General features: G+C 48.9%; 6 protein-coding genes. All 6 read right to left on the reverse strand.

The genetic code is table 11. From position 1 onward, the window contains the following. Positions 1-6 precede the first annotated feature (6 nt). Complete coding sequence (locus BrL25_RS04265; RefSeq protein WP_018671908.1) at positions 7-426, reverse strand: DUF3995 domain-containing protein; 420 nt, start codon at positions 424-426, stop codon at positions 7-9. Between the two features lie 6 nt (positions 427-432). Continuing rightward, positions 433-1029 (reverse strand): TetR/AcrR family transcriptional regulator, encoded by a 597-nt coding sequence (locus BrL25_RS04270; protein ID WP_018671909.1) that lies wholly within the window; start codon positions 1027-1029, stop codon positions 433-435. A gap of 312 nt (positions 1030-1341) precedes the next feature. Then, positions 1342-6855 carry a non-ribosomal peptide synthetase gene (locus tag BrL25_RS04275; RefSeq protein ID WP_018671910.1) on the reverse strand — a complete coding sequence of 1838 codons (5514 nt, stop codon included), beginning with the start codon at positions 6853-6855 and terminating at the stop codon, positions 1342-1344. A 66-nt stretch (positions 6856-6921) separates the two neighbouring features. After that, positions 6922-9237, reverse strand: a complete 2316-nt coding sequence (locus BrL25_RS04280; RefSeq protein ID WP_018671911.1) for a bifunctional Gfo/Idh/MocA family oxidoreductase/class I SAM-dependent methyltransferase — start codon at positions 9235-9237, stop codon at positions 6922-6924. A 9-nt stretch (positions 9238-9246) separates the two neighbouring features. Then, the gene (locus BrL25_RS04285; protein ID WP_018671912.1) at positions 9247-10362 is read right to left on the reverse strand and encodes a saccharopine dehydrogenase family protein; all 1116 of its coding nucleotides are present in this window, start codon (positions 10360-10362) and stop codon (positions 9247-9249) included. Between the two features lie 129 nt (positions 10363-10491). Further along, positions 10492-19584 carry a non-ribosomal peptide synthetase gene (locus BrL25_RS04290; protein ID WP_018671914.1) on the reverse strand — a complete coding sequence of 3031 codons (9093 nt, stop codon included), beginning with the start codon at positions 19582-19584 and terminating at the stop codon, positions 10492-10494. Positions 19585-19593: the final 9 nt, after the last annotated feature.

The following is a 19593-nucleotide window of genomic DNA, read 5'->3' on the forward strand; positions in this document are numbered from 1 at the left end:
CTCCTCCTATCGACTGATTGCATATAAAAAGCTGATACATAGCCATAAACAAAGCGGTGTAAACAGATAGGTATCGTACTTAGCAAAACGTGTATTCTTCATTCTCTTAAACAATCCCACATATTTACAATCACCTATACTCCGTAGTCCGAACACAGCCATACAACCCCAACACCCCCACTTCACAATTGGATATGAGGGAATTGATAGGAAAACTTCTCCCTGAGCCATCAACAGAAGCGACGCTCCAAACAGCAGCAAAGCAACAAGAAGCGTCCCTACTGTGCCTGGGGCAAATGTAGGTTGTTGGGATTCATCTGTAGGTATAGCGACACTTTTCCCCCATTTGCCACCAAACGCCCAATATACGTGAATGCAGCCAATACTCACCAAGAGTAGAATAGATATCCCGACGAAAATATCCATTATTTCTTATCCCCCCTGAGGATGAATTCCTTGCCAGACAACTTCAAATTGGCGCTGAAAAATCGTTTCTATCCCCGTAACGTCCTCATCAGAGGATAACCATACCATGAGCGTATTGAAATAAACGCCTACAAGCACAGAGGCAACATCCTCAGTGATCATTTGCTCGGAAAGCTGACCGCTTTTTTGGGCATCATCAAGCATGGAAGTAATCGCTTCTCTAAATCTTTGTACGACACTGATTTCTTCTTGAATATGTAAAGTAGAGCGCATCAATTCCAAAATGATTAGTCGAATTAGATCGGGATGCTCGGTATAACGTGCAAACAAATTGTGAAAGAGTAGTGTAAGCTTCCTCTTTAAATTCGGCTCGTCTGCGTAGTGGATTATACTTTGATAAAACGACTCCAGTTGTGTTTTTCCTAGATGTAGTAGAATGGCTTCTTTTTTGGGAAAATAATTATAAAACGTACCTTTAGCGATGCCGCATGCCTTTGTAATTTCCTCAACCGTCACATTCTCGAAGCCTTTTTCTTTAAACAATTTCAAGGCCTGCATGAAAATGTGCTCCTTCAGCTCTTGTTTCCTTACATCCCTTAACATTGTAAACACCACCATCCATCCCTAATTATGACCACAGTCATTATTTGACTACAGTCATTATTATATCTAAAAAAGGAATTTTTTACAATATTTATTTTATTGGTACCTGCACTTTCAGCTAAAAGCTACTAATTGGGTAAAAGCTCAAAAAACACCCTCACAAAGTGAAGGTGTCAGAGTTGAGTTATATCTGAATCAAGCCATAAGAAGAGGGATGCCTCCTCCCTTCGTGAACCCACTTTTTTAGTAGGCACACCTGAGTCATCCCTCTTTTGCTATCTTCTCCCCGAGTCAGTTTTCGAGGCTTGTTTATTATTGGTCAAGTGGTGTTGCTAGCAACCGTGCCAGATTACCTACATTCGGTTCTACTATACAACTGAAATGGTTCCCGGCGATTTCTGTTACTTCTAATTCGCCCAGACAAACGTCTCTCCAGAAATCAAGGGTCGTTTCATTGGTGCGTGGCAAAAATAGAAACGGCTCATTTGCCATCAAGAAACGGATGTCACCCATGTACGGTGGGGGCGTAAAGCGAGCGGCCTTAAAGCTTTGACGAAAGACCTTGCACAAACCTTCCGCCATCTCAACCGGCATTTGCTCGCCAGTAGATCGGGCACTTGCTTCAACATAAGCCGTGAAGCGTTCTCTCCTGTCAAGTGCGGACAGTCGTTGAAATAGCTCACCCACCTTATCAAGCCCCTCATCGCCGCCAATGGTGCATGCCGAGCCTTGTGGAATATGATTGCCATGCCTTTCAATAAGCTGCATGACACCCCGGGCCAAATCATTTTGATCAACTCCACCAAAACCAGCCTGTTCTAGCGTGATATTCAAATTGGGGACAAAGAGTGTTTCAATCAGCAGATCATCATCGAATTCCGTAACAATCGGAGGAATGTCAATTAAAACTACGTCCGCAAGATGGATTCCTCGTTCAACAAGACGTCTGGCTACTTCGATTGCAATCAAACCACCTAAGGAATATCCGATAAGCTGCATCTGCGTGTGACCGCTTTGTAGCAGGCATTCCGTATAATCATCCGCAACCGCTTCAATGAGTTCGGACGGTTCAAGCGCGCAATATCGCTCTATATCCGCGATGGAAATTCCCACTACGCTCCCCAAATTCTGTGCTTTCAGTTGTTCCAGAAGCGGGCGGAAACTATCCATTGTACCCAAGACAGCGTGGAACACAACTCTGAGTGGTCCTGTCCCCTCTCCTCCAAATGGAATAATGACAGCATTGCTTGATTCCCCTTGAATTTTGGGCCAAGAGACTTCCTGATCGTGTTTTGCTTCTGGACTGCGCGAACGTATGAATTCTGCCAGTGCAGCCACGGTCGGATAGTTCAGCATTTGTCTAAGCAAAGCATCAAAAGGGATTCCTTCCTGTGTTGGGTCCTCAGCCAGTTTGTCACGTAGCTTTCCGGCTACTTGCGCCATGATGAGTGAGTCAGCCCCGTGTTTGTAAAAGCTTTGAGATCTACCAATTCCAGGGATTCCTAATGCTTCCGCCCAAATTTGGGCAAGCTGCTCTTCCAGCATGTCCTGCCCATCCTCGTCCGTTTCTGCTGCGGTATTCTGTACGGGCGATGCGGGGCGCCATTTTGCCAACTCGCGCCGGTCAACCTTGCCATTTCCGGTCAGCGGTAGAGCATCTACTATTTGCAAATGGGAAGGAAGCATATAAGCAGGCAGATGCAAGGAAAGGAAGGTTTCCAGCTCCTCTGCTCTTACCGGCACCCTGTCCTGCTTAAAGCGCTTAGCAAATAGATGAAAGCCCAGGGAGGTGCGTTTGTCATTTTCTTCTGGTAACGATAAAACGTGTTCCTCTCCCTCTTCCTGTAACAGTTGCATCCATCCCCCGCGGTCCAGGTAGGAAGTCTCGGCTCGCAAAAGATCCCCCGGCTCCATCATCATAAACGCCTGCGAAGCCAGTATCCATAAGTGCTCCACAGTCGGTTCCGTAAATACGAGCCATCCGCCGGGGCAAATGAGTTCTTTCAGCCTATTCATACTTGCCGGAATGTCATGTGCGTTTTCCAATACTCCGGCAGCTAGTACGACATCAAAGCTGTTAGGAGCCAATCCCTGTGCCCGATAATCCTTGTCTACATCAAAAACACCGAAGCGGATATTCGGATATTGTCCAAAACGGGATTTAGCTCCCGGAATGAAAAAGGCTGCAACATCTGTAAATACATACTCAATATCAAAGCCTTCCAACGCTTTTAACACGTTCTCTGTCGTTGCACCAGTACCCGCACCGACTTCCAAAATCCGCAAAGTCTTGCCCGACTGCTGCTGGGCAATGCGTTGCAAAAGTGTGCACATGCACTGATTGAGATAGTTGGCCATGACATGATCAACATACAAGGAGCGAACATGGTCGAGCTTGCCCTCAGGGAATAACAGGGAAACAGCATCCTGCTGACCACTTAGTAGTTCCGGTAGCTTTTCCGCATTTTTTCGCACATAGGCGGTGAAGCCAGCTGTTTGAAGCATGTTCGTCCACGCTGCCTCTGCCTGTGCCCAATATTCGTCTACCGTCTTATCGTCTTGTAGTATCGAGCAACTGAACTGTTTTGCAGGGTGCTCATGTAGCATGCCAGCTTCCGTCAGCTTTGCGACCCAACGTCGAACCAACCAGTGATAGTTGGAAAGAATTTTATCGGATTGGAGTATGTCTTCCATAGTATATTTTTCACTATTGGTAAAGAAGTCTAGCTTTTGTAGTGCATATAACATGGAGTGGAGCACTGCTTGATCAAGGTCTGCCATTGCTGACTCGATTTCCGCTCTACTCAGTCGATCTGCTACAGCGCTGGCTTGCTCGCCGATCCCATTTACCAGCATCGTAAATTCCGCTTTTTCTCCTTCAGGGTTCCGATCTTTTTGGCGGTCGGTTTCCACAACGCCCAACAGGATGTGTTCATCGCTCGTACCATCCAGCACAACACCAGCTGCGGCGACGGCAGGATGCTTAAACAAGGCCGACTCGATTTCACCTAGTTCGATTCGATGTCCTCTGATTTTGACTTGGTTATCTTCACGACCAAGAAACTCGATTTCACCACCAGGGGTGTAACGGCCTAAATCTCCTGTGCGATAAAGCCGCTCTCCATCCGCATGGTGCAGCAAAAATCGCTCCTGAGTGAGTGCCTGATCCCCCACATAGCCCTCGGCCAAGCCATGTCCAGTAATATACAGCTCTCCGGTTACCCACACAGGGCAATCACGCATCTGCGAATCCAGAACACGGAATCCCTGATTTGCGAGCGGCAGACCGTAAGGAATACTGTGCCAGTCCGCCTCAAGACCTTTGTATATATGATAAATCGACCAGATGGAGGCTTCAGTGGCACCGCCCAGACTGACAATCTGTACAGAAGGCAGGCGCTTTTGCATCATGTCTGGCAGTGTCAGAGGAATCCAATCTCCGGAAAGCAAGGACAGACGCAATTTTGGTACATTTATACTCGGCTCGGAATCTAAATAAGTGACCAGCATTTGCATCAAGGCCGGTACCGAATTCCACACGGTAATCCCATGCTCAACCATTAACTGAGCCCAATGAGATGGGTCGGTCTGTCGATCGGCACTCGGATAAACCAATGCGCCACCAACGGACAGAGGACCAAAGATATCATAGACGGACAGATCAAAACTCAGTTGGGCAAGCCCCAGCACCCGGTCTTCTCTGTTGACGATAAAGCGGCGATTCATGTCCACAATGGTGTTGGCTGCTGCGCGGTGGCTGATGACGACTCCCTTCGGCTGCCCTGTGGAACCAGAGGTGTAAATGATATAAGCAGGTAAGTCCGGATTTCCCGCAGACAGGATCAACTTATCCTGATGTGGCTCTACTTTATCCACTTCAATTGTTTGTACGTTGTTTGCCCATTTGAGTTGTATGGTCGACACCGTCAAGACAAAGCGGACGTTCGCTTGCTCCAGCATAGCCTGACGACGCAATTCTGGCTGCTTCTTGTCAAGTGGAACGTAAACGGCTCCAGCAAACAAAGCACCCAACACCGCTGTAACTTGATGTGCGCATTTGTCCATCACGATAGCAACGCGGTCTTGATCCTCGCAGCCGAGCTCTTTTAGTTTGTTAGCCACAGCTGCAGCACGTTTCACCAGCTCCCCGTATGAAACCTGCCCTTCGCTGTCAAACACGGCAGGGCGGTCTGGAGCCGCCATTGCTTGCTTCAGTACCTGCTGGTGCAAGCAATGATCCGGCAAAGTAGCCGCTGTCTCGTTGATACCATGCCGCTCTGCAATCTGCCAGGCAGGCAAAGCAATCACATCCCCTGCCTCCCAGACTTGCTCGGTTCTAGCCAATGCCTGGAGCAATTCTGCAAAGGCATCAAACATGTCGTCAATCATTTGATCAGGGAAAACGCCCTCTCGCACATCCCAGTTAACCTGTAGCCCGGCTGAACTGTCCATGGCCTGACAATCAATGAAAACCTGTGGTGTCTGGCTGATGCCGTACCCGGCGATTTCACCTGTCAACTGACTACCCTCCGCCGGTTCAACTAGTCCGATCGCACTGGTAAACACTACAGGCATCAAAGCGGCTTCACGCCCTCGTCTGCGGGCCACCTCCCGCATAACCTCTACTCCAGAAAACAAGCGATGATCCAAATCTTCAAATAACTGTTTTTGAATGGTACGTGCCCGTTCTTGGAAGGAACGCTCCGCATCCCAGTCTACCGCAAGCAAATTGACCGATGTAAAATCGCCGACAATGTCATGGACCTGTTCATGTAATGGCTGCCGGTTCAATAACGTCAGATTTAGACAAAACGCCCTGCTTCGACTCCATCGCTCAATCACAGCGGCATAGGCAGTCATTACAGCAGTTGTTGGCGTCAATCCCCGTTTTTGGGCACGTTGCTTGAACGAATCCCATGCGGTTTTATCCAGCCGGATAAAGCGACGACGGAAGCGTGCCTCACCTGATTTGGCTTGCTGTCTGGCTAAAGGCAGATCTGGAGCCGCAGGCAAAATATCCATTCGTTGTTGCCAATACTCTTTATCTCTGAAATACGTCGTAGTTTCCTTTAAGCTGCGTTCGGCGAGCAGATAATCGCGGAACGTAAGGGACAGTTCGGGCAACGTCTGTCCTGACTCCTTGTAGAGCGTCTCAAATTCAGACAAGAGTAGCCAGATACTCGCCCAATCCGCGATAAGAAATTCCATGGATACATGGAGCACAGAACGGTCATTCATTTTAGTCAAGCCAATATCAAACAAGGGCCAACGAGCTGTATCGTAAATACGATGCCCCATTTTTTCACGAATTTCCCCAAGTCTGGCTTCTGCCTCCTGCTTATGTAAGCCGCTTGTGTCTGTATAAGTCACTTCCAAGTGCGGCACGTTCGCCATCACGCACTGCTCTCCATTCTGATCAATCGTTGACCGTAGCATATCATGGCGAGCTATGAGCAGGTTCCAAGCCACTTGTGTTCGCTTATGATCGAGCTTGGGATAGTCTAATTCCAGGTAGATGTGGCACGCCACACCTCCATAGCCAAACAAGTCATGCCGCCCCAGCAAGTAAGCTGACTGCACATCTGTCAGCGGAAAAGGTTCAAACCGGGCTTTTGGATCAGGTATGACCGTCACCGATCGGGTTTCGGCACTCAATAGAGCCAAAATTTCCACTTTATGCTCTTTTAGCGCTTGTAAATCACCAGCTGCAAGCGTTCCTTTGGGTGCCCTGTAGCGCAGACTCCCATTTTCTTGCCATAGAAAAATTCCTTCATTTCGAAGACGCGTCAGCAACCGGGCACAATTCGTCTTGATGTTTTGGGGCATATGTACACACTCCTATTTTTTTGAGCTTGGCCATTTCGTTACGGATTGATTTCGCTACTGCACATGCTACTGCACGTCAGCATCCGCTTCCTTCCTTACAACAAACAATTTTTGTCCAAGAGGAGCGAGCGGGTGCTCTTCATTTGGTAGTACTACAAACTCCTTGGCGCCTGCACGCTGTATTACATCAGTCCACTGCTGGACAGACATGAAGGTAGATTGCGTATTTTTTCGATCGTCCTCGGGAGGAGTCATCATGAAGGCCTGTGAAATGAGCATTTCCACAAATTCCCTAGTAGGCTCCGTGATGACCAACCATCCCCCCGGAGCAAGGCTTTGCATGAGATTGTGCATAACCTGATCCGTGTCGCGAGCATTGTTAAGCATGCCTGCCGCAATCACGATATCGACGCTTCCGGGTGTCAATCCCTGCGTAAACAGATCTTTGTCAATATCGACAGTCTGGAAACGCATCCAAGGGTAATCTTTGAAGCGTTCGCGAGCTGTTGATAGGAAAAAGTGAGACACATCTGTGTACAGATACTCCAGATTCAACTGCTTAGAAACAGATGCTTTCAGTCTCTCCACAACCACATCGGTAGTTGCTCCTGTCCCTGCGCCTACCTCCAGAATGCGGAGGGACGCTTTCGAGGTAGCCGACAAAGAAGAGGAGGTAGCTTGTTTTATAGCAGCGATCCGCATCACCGCTTCCGCTACCGACTTGTTCAAATACCGCGCCATAAGCGTATCCCGATACAGAGCATTAGCAACATTCATGCGGCCCTCGGGAAATAATAGCAGTGCGGCCTGCTGGCTATCATTTATCAGTTCCGGAAGCTTGTCTGCATTAGCCATGAGATAGTCGATGACAATCGGAGAGCCTAGTTTCCCGTTCCATGCTTTCTTAACTGAATCCCAACGACGCTGTACCTCGTCTGCTGTCATCCGAATCGCACATTGATACTCCCTACCGGACTGTGCTAGATAACCTCGCTCCGTCAATATCTGTAGCCAGCGCATAATGACAGGCTGATGACGTGGCGCTACCTTCACAGCAGAGAAAATATCGTCCTCACTGTATCCATGTTCCGTTGTTGTCAGCGCTCCTAGTGATTGCAAAGCAAACAGCATGGAAGACAAAGCTGCTTCATCCAATCGCTCGACGCACATTCTCACCAACCCGGCATCAATCCCTCTCAGTTCTCCCTCGGCATATGCTGTGCAAGCAAATACATTGTTTTTCACCTCAGGATCGGTTGCCGAATCAGTATGATCGCATAAATCTTCCGTTATGCTCAGGGCCGCTTTTTGTAAAGACTCTATTGATAACGGTTGATGACTGCTGTTGGAGCGCAACACCGGATATCCCAATGCCTGGGTCCAATCTTGCCACTGACGAGAGCACAAAAGCTCCTGCTGCGCTTGCGTATCCATAGCGGCTTTGTTGACTTGTCCCAAAATCATGTCTCGCATTGCTACCAAATCCTTACCGATTGCCCGCGGCCATTGTGTCATGAGAATATCCTTATAGCTGGTAGGCTCTGCTGGCCCCAGTATTTGCGTGCTATTCTCAAGCATGTGTGCTGGCGGTGCCTCTGCCAGCTCACCATGAATATTCGAAAGATCTGGAACATGCAAACGTGGCTGCCACATAACAGGACCATGCGTATCTGTGAGTGACAAGCTACCGCCTGCCACACCAATCGTCACTCGGTGCAGTAAATGAAGATGGTTGTCTGGATCGTTCGGGTCGACCTCATTATGGGCCCGCAACGTAATCGGAATTTTTCCAAGTAGGCCGGTTATTACTTGAAACGGCCCCTCATCCTTGAGAACATGACTGATTTTCCATGGACGAATACTCGGCAATGCTTCTTGCAATATATGCATGAGCGGGAAAGAAACCTGAGTGGCACACACAGCATCAATGTAGAGCGCTGGTTGTTGTTCCAGCATTGTGCGGGCGCACGCAACAAAACGACGCACAGCAGGCAGATGCACGTAGAGATCACCTGTCTTGAAATGTACCCCCTGTTGCCGTGCCAGCTTCAGGCAAAGAGCCAGATCTTTGTGATGAATCGGCTGCTCAGAAATGACATGAATGTTGCGGGCAAGCAGTTTAAGCGACATCTCGGTGCCATTGCCGCCCATGACTGTGGAGCGTAATACGACGCAAGCAAGGTCAATGTCGGCAGGAAGTTGCTCAACATCTGTGTACAACGGAATTCCGTAACGTTCTGCGCAATTTTGGGAGCGCTCACTGCCCTTTGCCAATAAACCTACCAATTCAAACTGTTCCGGCAATGCCTTTACAGCCTCAAGGTAGAACTGTCCAAATCGGGAACCACATACCACGGTACGCAACCTACGATTCTCTGTCATATGCCACCTCTATTTTATTTCGATTAATGAATGCGTAAGGTCAATCGTCTGCTCACGTAAAGCACCGATCAATCTAGTCGCGGATACGCCTTCTGACACAAAGAAGCAACCTGATTCCTTACTTCTGTCCTCCGCGATCAAGCGAGCTACCGTTCCGGCAATGATGCCCGATAACCGATTCCAGTCCCCCCGATACAGGAGAGTTGATACCAACCGCATTTTTTTGCCGTTTCGGTTTCCGGTGGCAATCAGATGGAACATGGTGAAATCCTCCACACCCTGCTTCTTTGCACTGAACTGCTCAACCAGCAGTTTAGCTGACGCCTTTTTTTCTTCTTCGGTTTTGTATTGCTGCAAAGCCTTGATCATCACAAATTGATTCAAAACAGAATTGTTTTGATAACTGTTGTAAAAGTAAGCAGATGATATTTTCTTTTGTTTTGCCATTTGGCTGAATTCCTGGGTTAAGACCGGATAAGTGTCACGTTTGCCTGCCGGGAGTGGCAGTTCATAATTCCGATGAAACGAACCGTCTATTTTTTTTGCTTCACCTTGCTTGCAATAGGTCATTCCCAAACCGGTATCTTCCTCAATGCTACACACAATATCGTAGGCTGCATTTAAGGAAAAATCGCCCTGACCTGCAAAAAACAATTCAAGAAAATCGATCTCTTCCAACTCGTTTTCAGCGATGTAAGCCGGGAAGATTTCCGATAACCCGGGGTAAACCCCTGCAGAGATAAGAAACAGCAGTCCTTTCTCTTTGATCTCGTGCTGTCTCTTTAGCAATTGGCGGTAAAGATGCTCATCTCCAGAAACATCTACATAATGGACTGCATGTTCGATGCATGCAGAAGCTACGGTATCGACAATTTGTTTGGAAGGCCCAGCACAATTGATGACAATGTCGCATGGGCTACAAAAGCGATGAAGCTGCTCCTCGTTGTAAACATCCACTTGGAGGCATTCGATCCTGGCTTCCATCTCTTTAAAAGACTCGCAAAGATTATCTGGATTTCTGCCCCCTAGCACAACATGATGGTTCGTAAAAGCAAGAATGGTCTGAACGGCTTCTCTGCCTACGATTCCACTAGCTCCCAGGATACCAATCGTTTTTTTATCCAATGTTCTCTCCCCCTTCTAAGCCTGTTTCCTGCGCCAGCTTCCAAAGAGAAGACAAGGCTGACGTTTGCCATAAAGTCGCGATTCCCTTGTTCATTCTCCTTGAAGACAACGCAGTTCCGTTCTAGTTAATCAAATGGTTCCCTCGTCATAATTTGCTTCAAGCTGTTCTGTTGCTGAAGCACTCGTGTCGATGAACCCGGCAAGCATGCAAATCGTGGAATACTCAAAAAGACTTTGCATAGACAATTCAATCTGATATCGCTCTTTCAGGAGATTGATGCATTGAATGGCACGTAACGAATCCCCGCCCCGTGCAAAGAAACCGTCATGTATTCCGATAGAGTTACAATGAAGCACCTCTTCCCAAACACTCGCTATTTTGATTTCTGTCTCGGTGGAAGGTGCGACATGCGCTTTTTTCGGCAAGCTCTCTCTCTTCCCTCCGAGCTTCGCAAGTGCCTTACGGTCTACTTTCCCATTGGCCGAAAGAGGTAGCTTATCAAGCAGTACATACTCGGTTGGCATCATGTAATCAGGTAGCATTTTCTGCATGGCATCGGACAATTTTTCCGGTCTAAACACCCTAACCGTTTCAGGTGCTTGTGCCACGATTAGGTGCCGGTCGAATTTTTCTGCGACCTGACCGTTTTGCGGGAATGCCAGCATGTTTGAAAAGCCCTGTTTTTCCAATACCTCGCACCATTGATCTGCCGCTAGTAAAGGAAGATAATTCGCCTTGCGCTCATCCTCTAGTCGACTGAATCCATCTTCAAAAAACCCGACAGTGGTCAGCATAAGGCGGCTGTTACGAGTTGACTCTACCAGAAACAGAACTCCACCGGGTGCCAGCATTCCTTTCAGGTACTCAAGTGTCATGTTCAGATTTCGGGTGCGGTGCAGAGTATTATCCGCAACAATCACATCAAAATAATGCGGTTCATAGCCTTGCCAAAGCGGCGCTGTGTTCATGTCAAACAGACCGTATTCAAGCGGGGCCTTCTCTCCCCATGTCTGCTTTGCCTTGTCTGTAAAAAAGGAGGACTCGTCGGCATATATGTATCGGGCACGATCCGCAGGCAAAGCGGACACAAGCGTTTGTGTCAAACTACCGGCCCGTGTGCCGATCTCTAGCACCCGCAACTCTTTATCAGGTGGATAGCTGTTCACTAAAGTGCCGAACACCTCTTTAGCAAGATTGCTGTAATACTCCCGCGTAAAGTCAAACCTGCTCAGTCCTGCCGGTGTCAAAGAAGCATCTTCCGCAAAGAAAAGCTCAAGCGGATCAAGCTTGCCTGTTAATAACCTGATAAACAGTGGATAGTCTCGTAAAAAACCATCTTCAAGAGCCTGTACCGCTTCCGAACTCCCAGATGAAACCGATAGCTTCCCATCCTGTGTAAATGTAGGCAGTTCTTCGCGTAATGAACGAGGATTTTGGTAGGTACCATCCTCCGTTTTTTCGAGTAGCCCTTCTTCCACAAGCACATTTAGCCAATGAAGTAGCAGGGTCTTGTAACGAGGATGAATCTGAAACCGTCGGATCAATTCCTCAATGGAATAACGCTCTCCTTCACTTGAGAACATCCCCAAGTCATTCAGCGTGCGGCATATGTAGGCAGAGCTTACACGGTCTGCCTCATGGAGGAACTTCGCGATTGCGTCAGCATCGACGGAATCCGGAAGTTGGGAGGCCTGTAGCTGACCAGCACTAGTAATTGCCTGCCAGCGTGATGCGCAAACAGTCGGATCGACCTGCTCGGTTTCCAACAGCTCAGCTCCCATTTCCTGATCAAGCACCACATACCCTACCAGGCGCTTCTCCTCGCTTACTTCGTCAGGTACTGCAACGACAGCGTTCTTTATCCCATCATGACGCTTCAGTGCCGTTTCAACCTCTCCTAATTCAATCCGATGACCACGAATTTTTACCTGAAAGTCTTCTCGACCGAGAAACTCCAGATTGCCGTCCGGCAAGTAACGACCCAAATCACCTGTATGATAGAGACGTTCACCTGTTCGAGGATGCAGGATAAACTTGTCATTGGTCTTGCTTTCATCTTGCCAGTAGCCTTTAGCAAGGCCAATTCCACCGATATAAAGCTGCCCCGGCACCCATACGGGACAATCTTCCATCCATTCGTTAAGCACGTAGAAGCGCTGATTGACCATCGGGCGACCATACGGAATGCTCTTCCAACTTGAGTCAATGTCTTCGATCGGATACAGGTTCGACCAGATCGACGCCTCCGTGGCTCCTCCCAAACCGATCACCTGTACATTTGGAAAATAAGCCTTGATCTTGTCCGGCAAATCCAATGGAATCCAGTCACCGCTCAACAGGACCAGACGCAGAGATTGTGGTAGTTCTAGGTTTCGTCCAGAAGCGTACTCTATCAGCATCTGCATCAGTGCCGGAACCGTGTTCCAAACCGTCACTTGCTCCTGCTTCATCCATTCAATCCAGTGAGCAGGATCTTTGGCTTTATCCGCCTCCGGCATGATGATAGTTCCACCTGCTGCAAGCATACCGAAAATGTCATACACCGATAGATCAAAATTCAGATTGGAAAGAGCGAGTACCCTGTCTTTTGGTCCTACAGAAAAACGTTGGTTCACATCTTCAATGGTGTTAACAGCTCCTCGATGGTCGATCATAACCCCTTTTGGCAAACCTGTTGACCCTGAGGTGTAAATAACGTAGGCCAAATCATCCGGCTGCTCTGCAAGCGGCAGTAGACTCATAGCCTCATTCCTTGCTGTCATCTGATCTACTATCAGTCGTTCAACATTCTCAGGCCAGCTCAATTGCTCGTCCAGCCAAGACTGAGTAAGTACGATGCGGATTTGCCCGTCAAAGAGAAGCTGTGAACGGCGCTCTTCAGGGTGCGCTGGATCGATCGGCAGATAAGCTGCTCCGGACTTCAGAGTCCCAAGCGTTGCCACAACCTGCTCCCAACCTTTCTCCATCACGACTGCAACCAGTGTATTGGGCTTGACTCCCTTTTCCCGCAACAAATTGCCTATTTCATCAGCGGAGATAGACAGCTCCTCATAGGTCAAGATTCGATTAGTAGAAATGATGGCTGGATGATTCGATTGCGAAACAGCTTGTTTTGCAAATAATCCGGTAAGCGTTTCTGAAGATACAGGTGCATCTGTCGCGTTGGCCTCAGCCCTTGCTTCTAGACGTGGGACAGCTATAAGGCTAGACATCTCTTTTTTCCATACCGCATCATCATCGGTCAGTCGCTGTAGCAATTGGCAATACGCACTAAACATGTCGGCAAGCATTCCCTCAGGGAAAAGCCCTTCGACCGCATCCCAAATCAGGAGCAGTTCCTCGTCTTGCTCCACCACTTGATGGTCCAGCCATACTTGCGGTGTTTGTGTAATGTTATACACGAGCTTGCCCAGCCACTTTCCGTCGGATTCGGTTCCGCTCCACTGGTCGACCCCCAGTGCGCTCGTAAAGACAACCGGCATCGTCACGCCATGATGCTCCCCAGTTTGTTTCGCCAATTCACGTTGCACCTGAACCCCCCCAACATAAGGGTGATCCAAATCGCTCCAAAGCTGTTGCTGCAAATTCCGGCCCCGTTCCAACATTGTCTTTCCTTCCGAAAGCTCCACAGCCAGCAAGGTCAACGTAGTGAAATCCCCTACGATATCATTGACTTGTGCGTGCAGCGGTAATCGGTTAAATTGTGTCAGGTTAATGGTAAAGCGGGTGCTCTTACTCCAAGCACCAAGCGTTTCAGCATAAGCTGTCAGCAGAATTCCCGATGGCGTAAGCCCAACCTCCGCCGTCCGTTTTTTAAGCTTCTGCCATGTTTGTTTAGACAACCTTGCTTCCAGACGACTGAATCGTTGTTCGGAAAGAGACTCTGGATTTTGAGCCAAAGGTAGCTGTGGAGCAGGGGGCAATTCTGGCAAACGGGCAATCCAATAGTCGAGATCGCGTTGATACAGCTCAGATGCTTTAAGCTCTTCCAAGGCAAGGACATAATCGCGGAATGACAGGTCTAGTGTAGCCAATGGTGCATCCGGCTGATGATAGAGCCTAGTCCATTCGCTCAGGAGATGGAACATGCTCCACCCATCAAAAATCAGGTTATCAAAGCTGATATGAAGGCGAACGCGCTCTTCTCCAAAGCGGGATGCCCGTACGTCAAACAGAGGCCACACGTCTGTAGATAGCACCTGATGTGACATTTCTTCCCGAATCTGTTTCAATTCGGACTCGACCTCTTCAGGAGTCTTGCCTCGCAAATCATTGACATTGATCAGATAATCAGGAACATTCTCCAAAATTCGTTGATGCCAGCCATCCGGCATAATAACCGCCCGCATCATTTCGTGGTGATCAATCAGTCTCTGCCAGGCACGGTTGATCCGCTCAAGATCTAAATTCTGTCCTTCAATTTCAAAATAGCAATGGGTGGAGACATTGCCCAATGCATAAAGACCGCTTCGACCGACCCAGTACGCTTGCTGGATATCGGTCATTGGGAAAGGCTGGTTCCGATCCTGTGGAACCGGGACGATTTGAGGCAAGCTTTCCGTAGACTCGTCATGCTGTCCTTTCTGATCCATAAGTGTCTGGACTTGCTCAGCCATCCCTGCAATGGTAGGCTTTTCAAAAATCCGGCCCAATGACAGCTCCACCTCGAACTTGCTACGTACCAAAGCACTTAGTCTGGTAGCCAAGAGCGAATCTCCGCCCAATTCAAAATAGTTATCAGCAATACCTACGCGTTCCATTCCAAAAAGCTGGCACCAGATCGCCACAAGAGCTGTTTCAATCGGCGTCCTCGGAGCTGTATAGGTTTTTTCCGTTTTTGCCTTGATCAGCTTGTCAGGAGTCGGCAGTGCTTGCCGATCCACCTTGCCATTGGAAGTGAGTGGCATTTCGCTCAGTAGGATGAAAGCAGACGGAACCATGTAATCAGGCAACTTTTGGTTCAAAAAACCAGATAGCTTGACCGGATTGAATTGAGTAACATGATGCGGTGCCTGCGCAACGATTACATGCTGACCAAAAACACTGGCCGGATCATCCTGCTCCGGGAAGGAAGCAACTTGCGCGAAGGTTTGCGACTGCAATAATTGTTGCCATTTTTCAACCGATAGAAGCGGACGCTGTTCTGCATGTCTTTCGTCTTCAAAATAGATAAATCCGTCTTCAAGGAACCCTGTACTTACTTGCTGCAAACGGCTATTACGAGTCATTTCCAGCAAAATCAGCAAGCCTCCAGGGGCGAGAAGGGATTGCATATGTAAAAGAGCCGTTCCAACATTCCGCGCACGATGCAGGGAATCCGCAGCGATAATAACGTCATAGTGATGTGCATCATAGCCTTGAGCCAGTGGATTCTGGTCAATATCCAACAATTGATAGTGCACAAACGGATACTCTTTGAATCTGGTTTTAGCCGCATTCGTAAAGAAGGTCGAGTTATCCGTGCCCGTATAAAGAGTCTCATCAGAGCGCAGTAAAGGTAGCAACGACTCGGTTAGCGATCCGCTCCTCGCCCCGATTTCCAGAATACGCAACGGTTCCGATTTGGCTTGCAGGCCATGTTGAAGACCTTCGATGATCGACCGTGCAATGCTGTTTCTGTGCTTGGTGCCAGGGAGTGCTTGCATCAGATCATTCGGAGTCAAACATAGCTCATCTGAAAAGAAATAGGCCAGCGGGTCAAGCTCTCCTGTCAAAAGTGCGACATTGGCGTTGTCCATTTGCTGCAAATAGCGCAAAAGTGCTTGTGCATGTTGCTCCCATGCAGGAGGCACCTTGCCCTCCATCGGCTTATCAAGCAATTCTTCCGGTATCGGGCGAACGATGACGAATGTATCCGATGCGTCTATTCTGGCAAATCCTTCGTCAGCTAATATCTGAAGCCACTGTCGGATCAACTCACGGTAACGCGGCTGAATGCTGCAACATTGCATGAGGGCATCGAGCGTGTAGCTTTGGTTTTTCTGCAAATCTACCCCTGCTTGTTTCAGCGCACGGCAAATATAACGAACGCCAAGACGCTCTATATATGCCCAAAACACAGGAAAATCTTCCGGACTGATCTCATCAGGTCGCTCCTGTCCGCGTCCCGCCTTCATCAGGGCATCCCAGAGCACTTCGCTATGTTTCAGATCAGCGCTTACGCTGTCATACAGGGATGATTCGTTTTCACGTTCAGGAACCACATAGCCGATCAGATGCTTGTTTTCCCGCGAATCGCCTACAGCGGTGACGACTGCATCACGTACACCCGGATGCTGCTTCATTGCCGTTTCGATCTCGCCTAGCTCAATGCGGTGGCCTCTGATTTTGACCTGAAAATCCTGACGCCCGAGAAATTCAATTGTGCCATCAGGCCAATATCGTCCCAGATCACCAGTTCGATACCAACGGGAACCATTCCAATTGACAAAACGTTCTGCGGTAAGCACCGGATCACCCCGATAGCCTAGTGCGACACCAGCTCCTCCAATCCATAGTTCGCCCGCTACCCAGTCGGGGCAATCCTTTCCTTTTCCATCCACAACCCGATAAGCCTGATTGGTTAGCGGGCGTCCATAAGGAATCGATGTCCAATGTGAAGGTAGAGGTAATGTAACATCAAAGAAATTAGACCAGATGGAAGCCTCTGTGGCTCCCCCCATCGCAACCAGCTGGCTGTGTGCGGCTACACGTTTCAGACGTGACGGCAAATCAAGGCCAATCCAATCCCCAGAAAGCATCGCCTGGCGAATCGGCAAACTGTCGTACTGTCCGCTTTCCGCAGCAATCAGCAGCATATCGAGCAGTACTGGCACGGAGTTCCATAGTGTGACCTGATACTGGTCAACCAGCTTTACCCAATGTACGGCATCACGACGTGTCTCTTCCGTAATCAGCACAAGAGAGCCGCCAACGCTCAGCAATCCGAATATGTCATAAACAGAAAGATCAAAATCGAGAGAGGAAACCGACAAGATCCGATCAGCTGGACCAACCTGATAGCGCCTGTTGATGTCAGCGATGGTATTCCATGCTCCGGAATGGCTGATTTCAACCCCTTTTGGTTCACCCGTGGAACCCGAAGTAAAGATGATATAAGCGAGACTATCCCAAGAAATGGATACAGGTTCAGTCAAGGGAACTATGTTCTGTACATCTGTGATCGACAAGACAACGGCGTCGTCTGGCCAATCCAAGGTTTGAGCACATTCGTCATCGGTAAGCACGTAACGAATGCCCGCTTTTTTATGGATTCGCTCGCGCCGGGTAGCCGGCTGTCCGGTACCGATCGGGACATAGCAGCCCCCAAGTGCAACTATGCCAAGCACCGCGGCGATTTGTTCAATCCCCCGCGGCATGCTGACGGCCACAGGATCACCCTCTTTTATTCCCTGTTCCTTAAGGAATGCCGCCACCTGCAACGCGTACCTAGATAGTTCGCCATACGAAATATAAGTATGTGTATAACTATCAATCAGCGCCGTTTCTTGCGGATTTGTAGCAGCATAAGCAAAGAATGCGCTATGCAGGCATTGACTCGGTTGTGGAAGTGACGATTCGTCATCCTTGTTCTGTCTTTGCTGCTCCAGAGTAGGAAGAAGCTCCGGTGTAACTTGCCAGTCATTGTCCTGAGCCACTAGCCAGTCCATGAGTTGACCAAAGGCGGCAAACATTTGGTCGATCATACCGTCCGGGAACATCTGATCGACGGAATCCCACGCCAGCAACAGGCCACCATCCATTTCATAGGACTGAAAATCAAGCCATACCTGAGGCGTTTGCGAGATCATATAGGAGAGCTGTCCTAAAGTCTGACGGCATTCCTCATTGATCAGCGGAGTACCTAAATTGCACGCGAAAACAACAGGGGCAAAATCCCGCTCTCCCTGGCGGACACGCGCCAGATCACGTTGAAGCTGTACGCCGGAATAAGCTGCATGTGCGACATCCTGATGAAACTGTCCTTGTACCGTTCGCACACGATCCAGAAAAGTTTGAGGGTTACGCAAGTCAACGGCAAGCAAGAGCAGGTTGGTAAAATCAGCAACAACATCTTCAATGCCAGCGTCCCCAGTTTGGCGATCAAACAATGGGATATTGATGAGGAACTGCGAATGGGTGCTCCATCGGTCAAGAATTTCCGCATATGCCGTTAACAGTACCATCGCTGGCGTGACCCTTTGAGCTGCGGATCGTTTTTGCAAAAGCATCCAATCCGCTTCTTTCACGAAATAATTCCTTCTTGTAAAAACAGGGGCCTTAATCATTTCCGGCTTTTCCTTCAGCGGCAAGCCAGGAGCACCTGGTAGCGTTGACAGCTTTTCCTGCCAATAATGAGCGGCTTTTTGTCTGTCTGAGACCCGATGTTGTGTCTCATGTTTGAGATAGTTGGCAAAGCTCCAATGAACAGGTGCTGTTGGCTGGCAACCACGTGCATAAGCTGCTGCCAGATCTCGTAAAAGAATGTGCAAGCTTTGCACGTCAGCGACAAGCAAATCAATATCAAAATGGAGTCTGGTACGGCCAGCTGGCAACAAGCTCAGCTCCAAACCAGCTACCTCTCCCTCTTCCACCTTCAGACGACGATGTGACAGCCGGGTGCGTATGCTCTCCAGCTTTTGGGTCAGCTCGTCCCCAGAATAGAAACGCAAGTCATGAACGGGCACCGTTTTTGTAAAGGGAGTGCTCAGCACCTCTTGCTGTCCATCAGCTAGAAATCTTGCCCGAAGCATCGGATGGTGCATTAGTAACTGTCCCCACGCGGTTTCTAGACGCCCATGCTCTACTCCCTCGCCATCAATCTCCAGATAGGCATGGCATCCAACTCCGCCCAGCGGTTGATCATCTCGACGTCCAATCCAATAGGCATATTGCACATCCGTAAGCGGAAAGGGACTATTCGCGTCCTCTTGTGCTTGGCTTGCTATATTATTTTCCTCCACTAACGAAGGCGCCGGACTGTTTTTTTGCAAGAACGCCCACCAATCACTCAAGCGAGGGGCAGCAATCAGCTCGGCAAACGTAACCTTCACGCCTTCCTTTCGCCATTTGTTGACCATCCTCATCATTTGCAACGAATCCAATCCCAACTCGATCAGATTCTGATCATCAGCAAACTCGACAGGCGAAGGCAACACAGCCTGAATCTGCCTCCGCACCTCCTCATAGCTCAATGAGGAGGCAGGGCTTGCGGATTGGCTGTCAATAATCAGATGTTTCATCAAAATACC

Origin of the sequence: Brevibacillus laterosporus DSM 25 (assembly GCF_002706795.1) — a bacterium.
GTDB lineage: Bacteria > Bacillota > Bacilli > Brevibacillales > Brevibacillaceae > Brevibacillus_B > Brevibacillus_B laterosporus.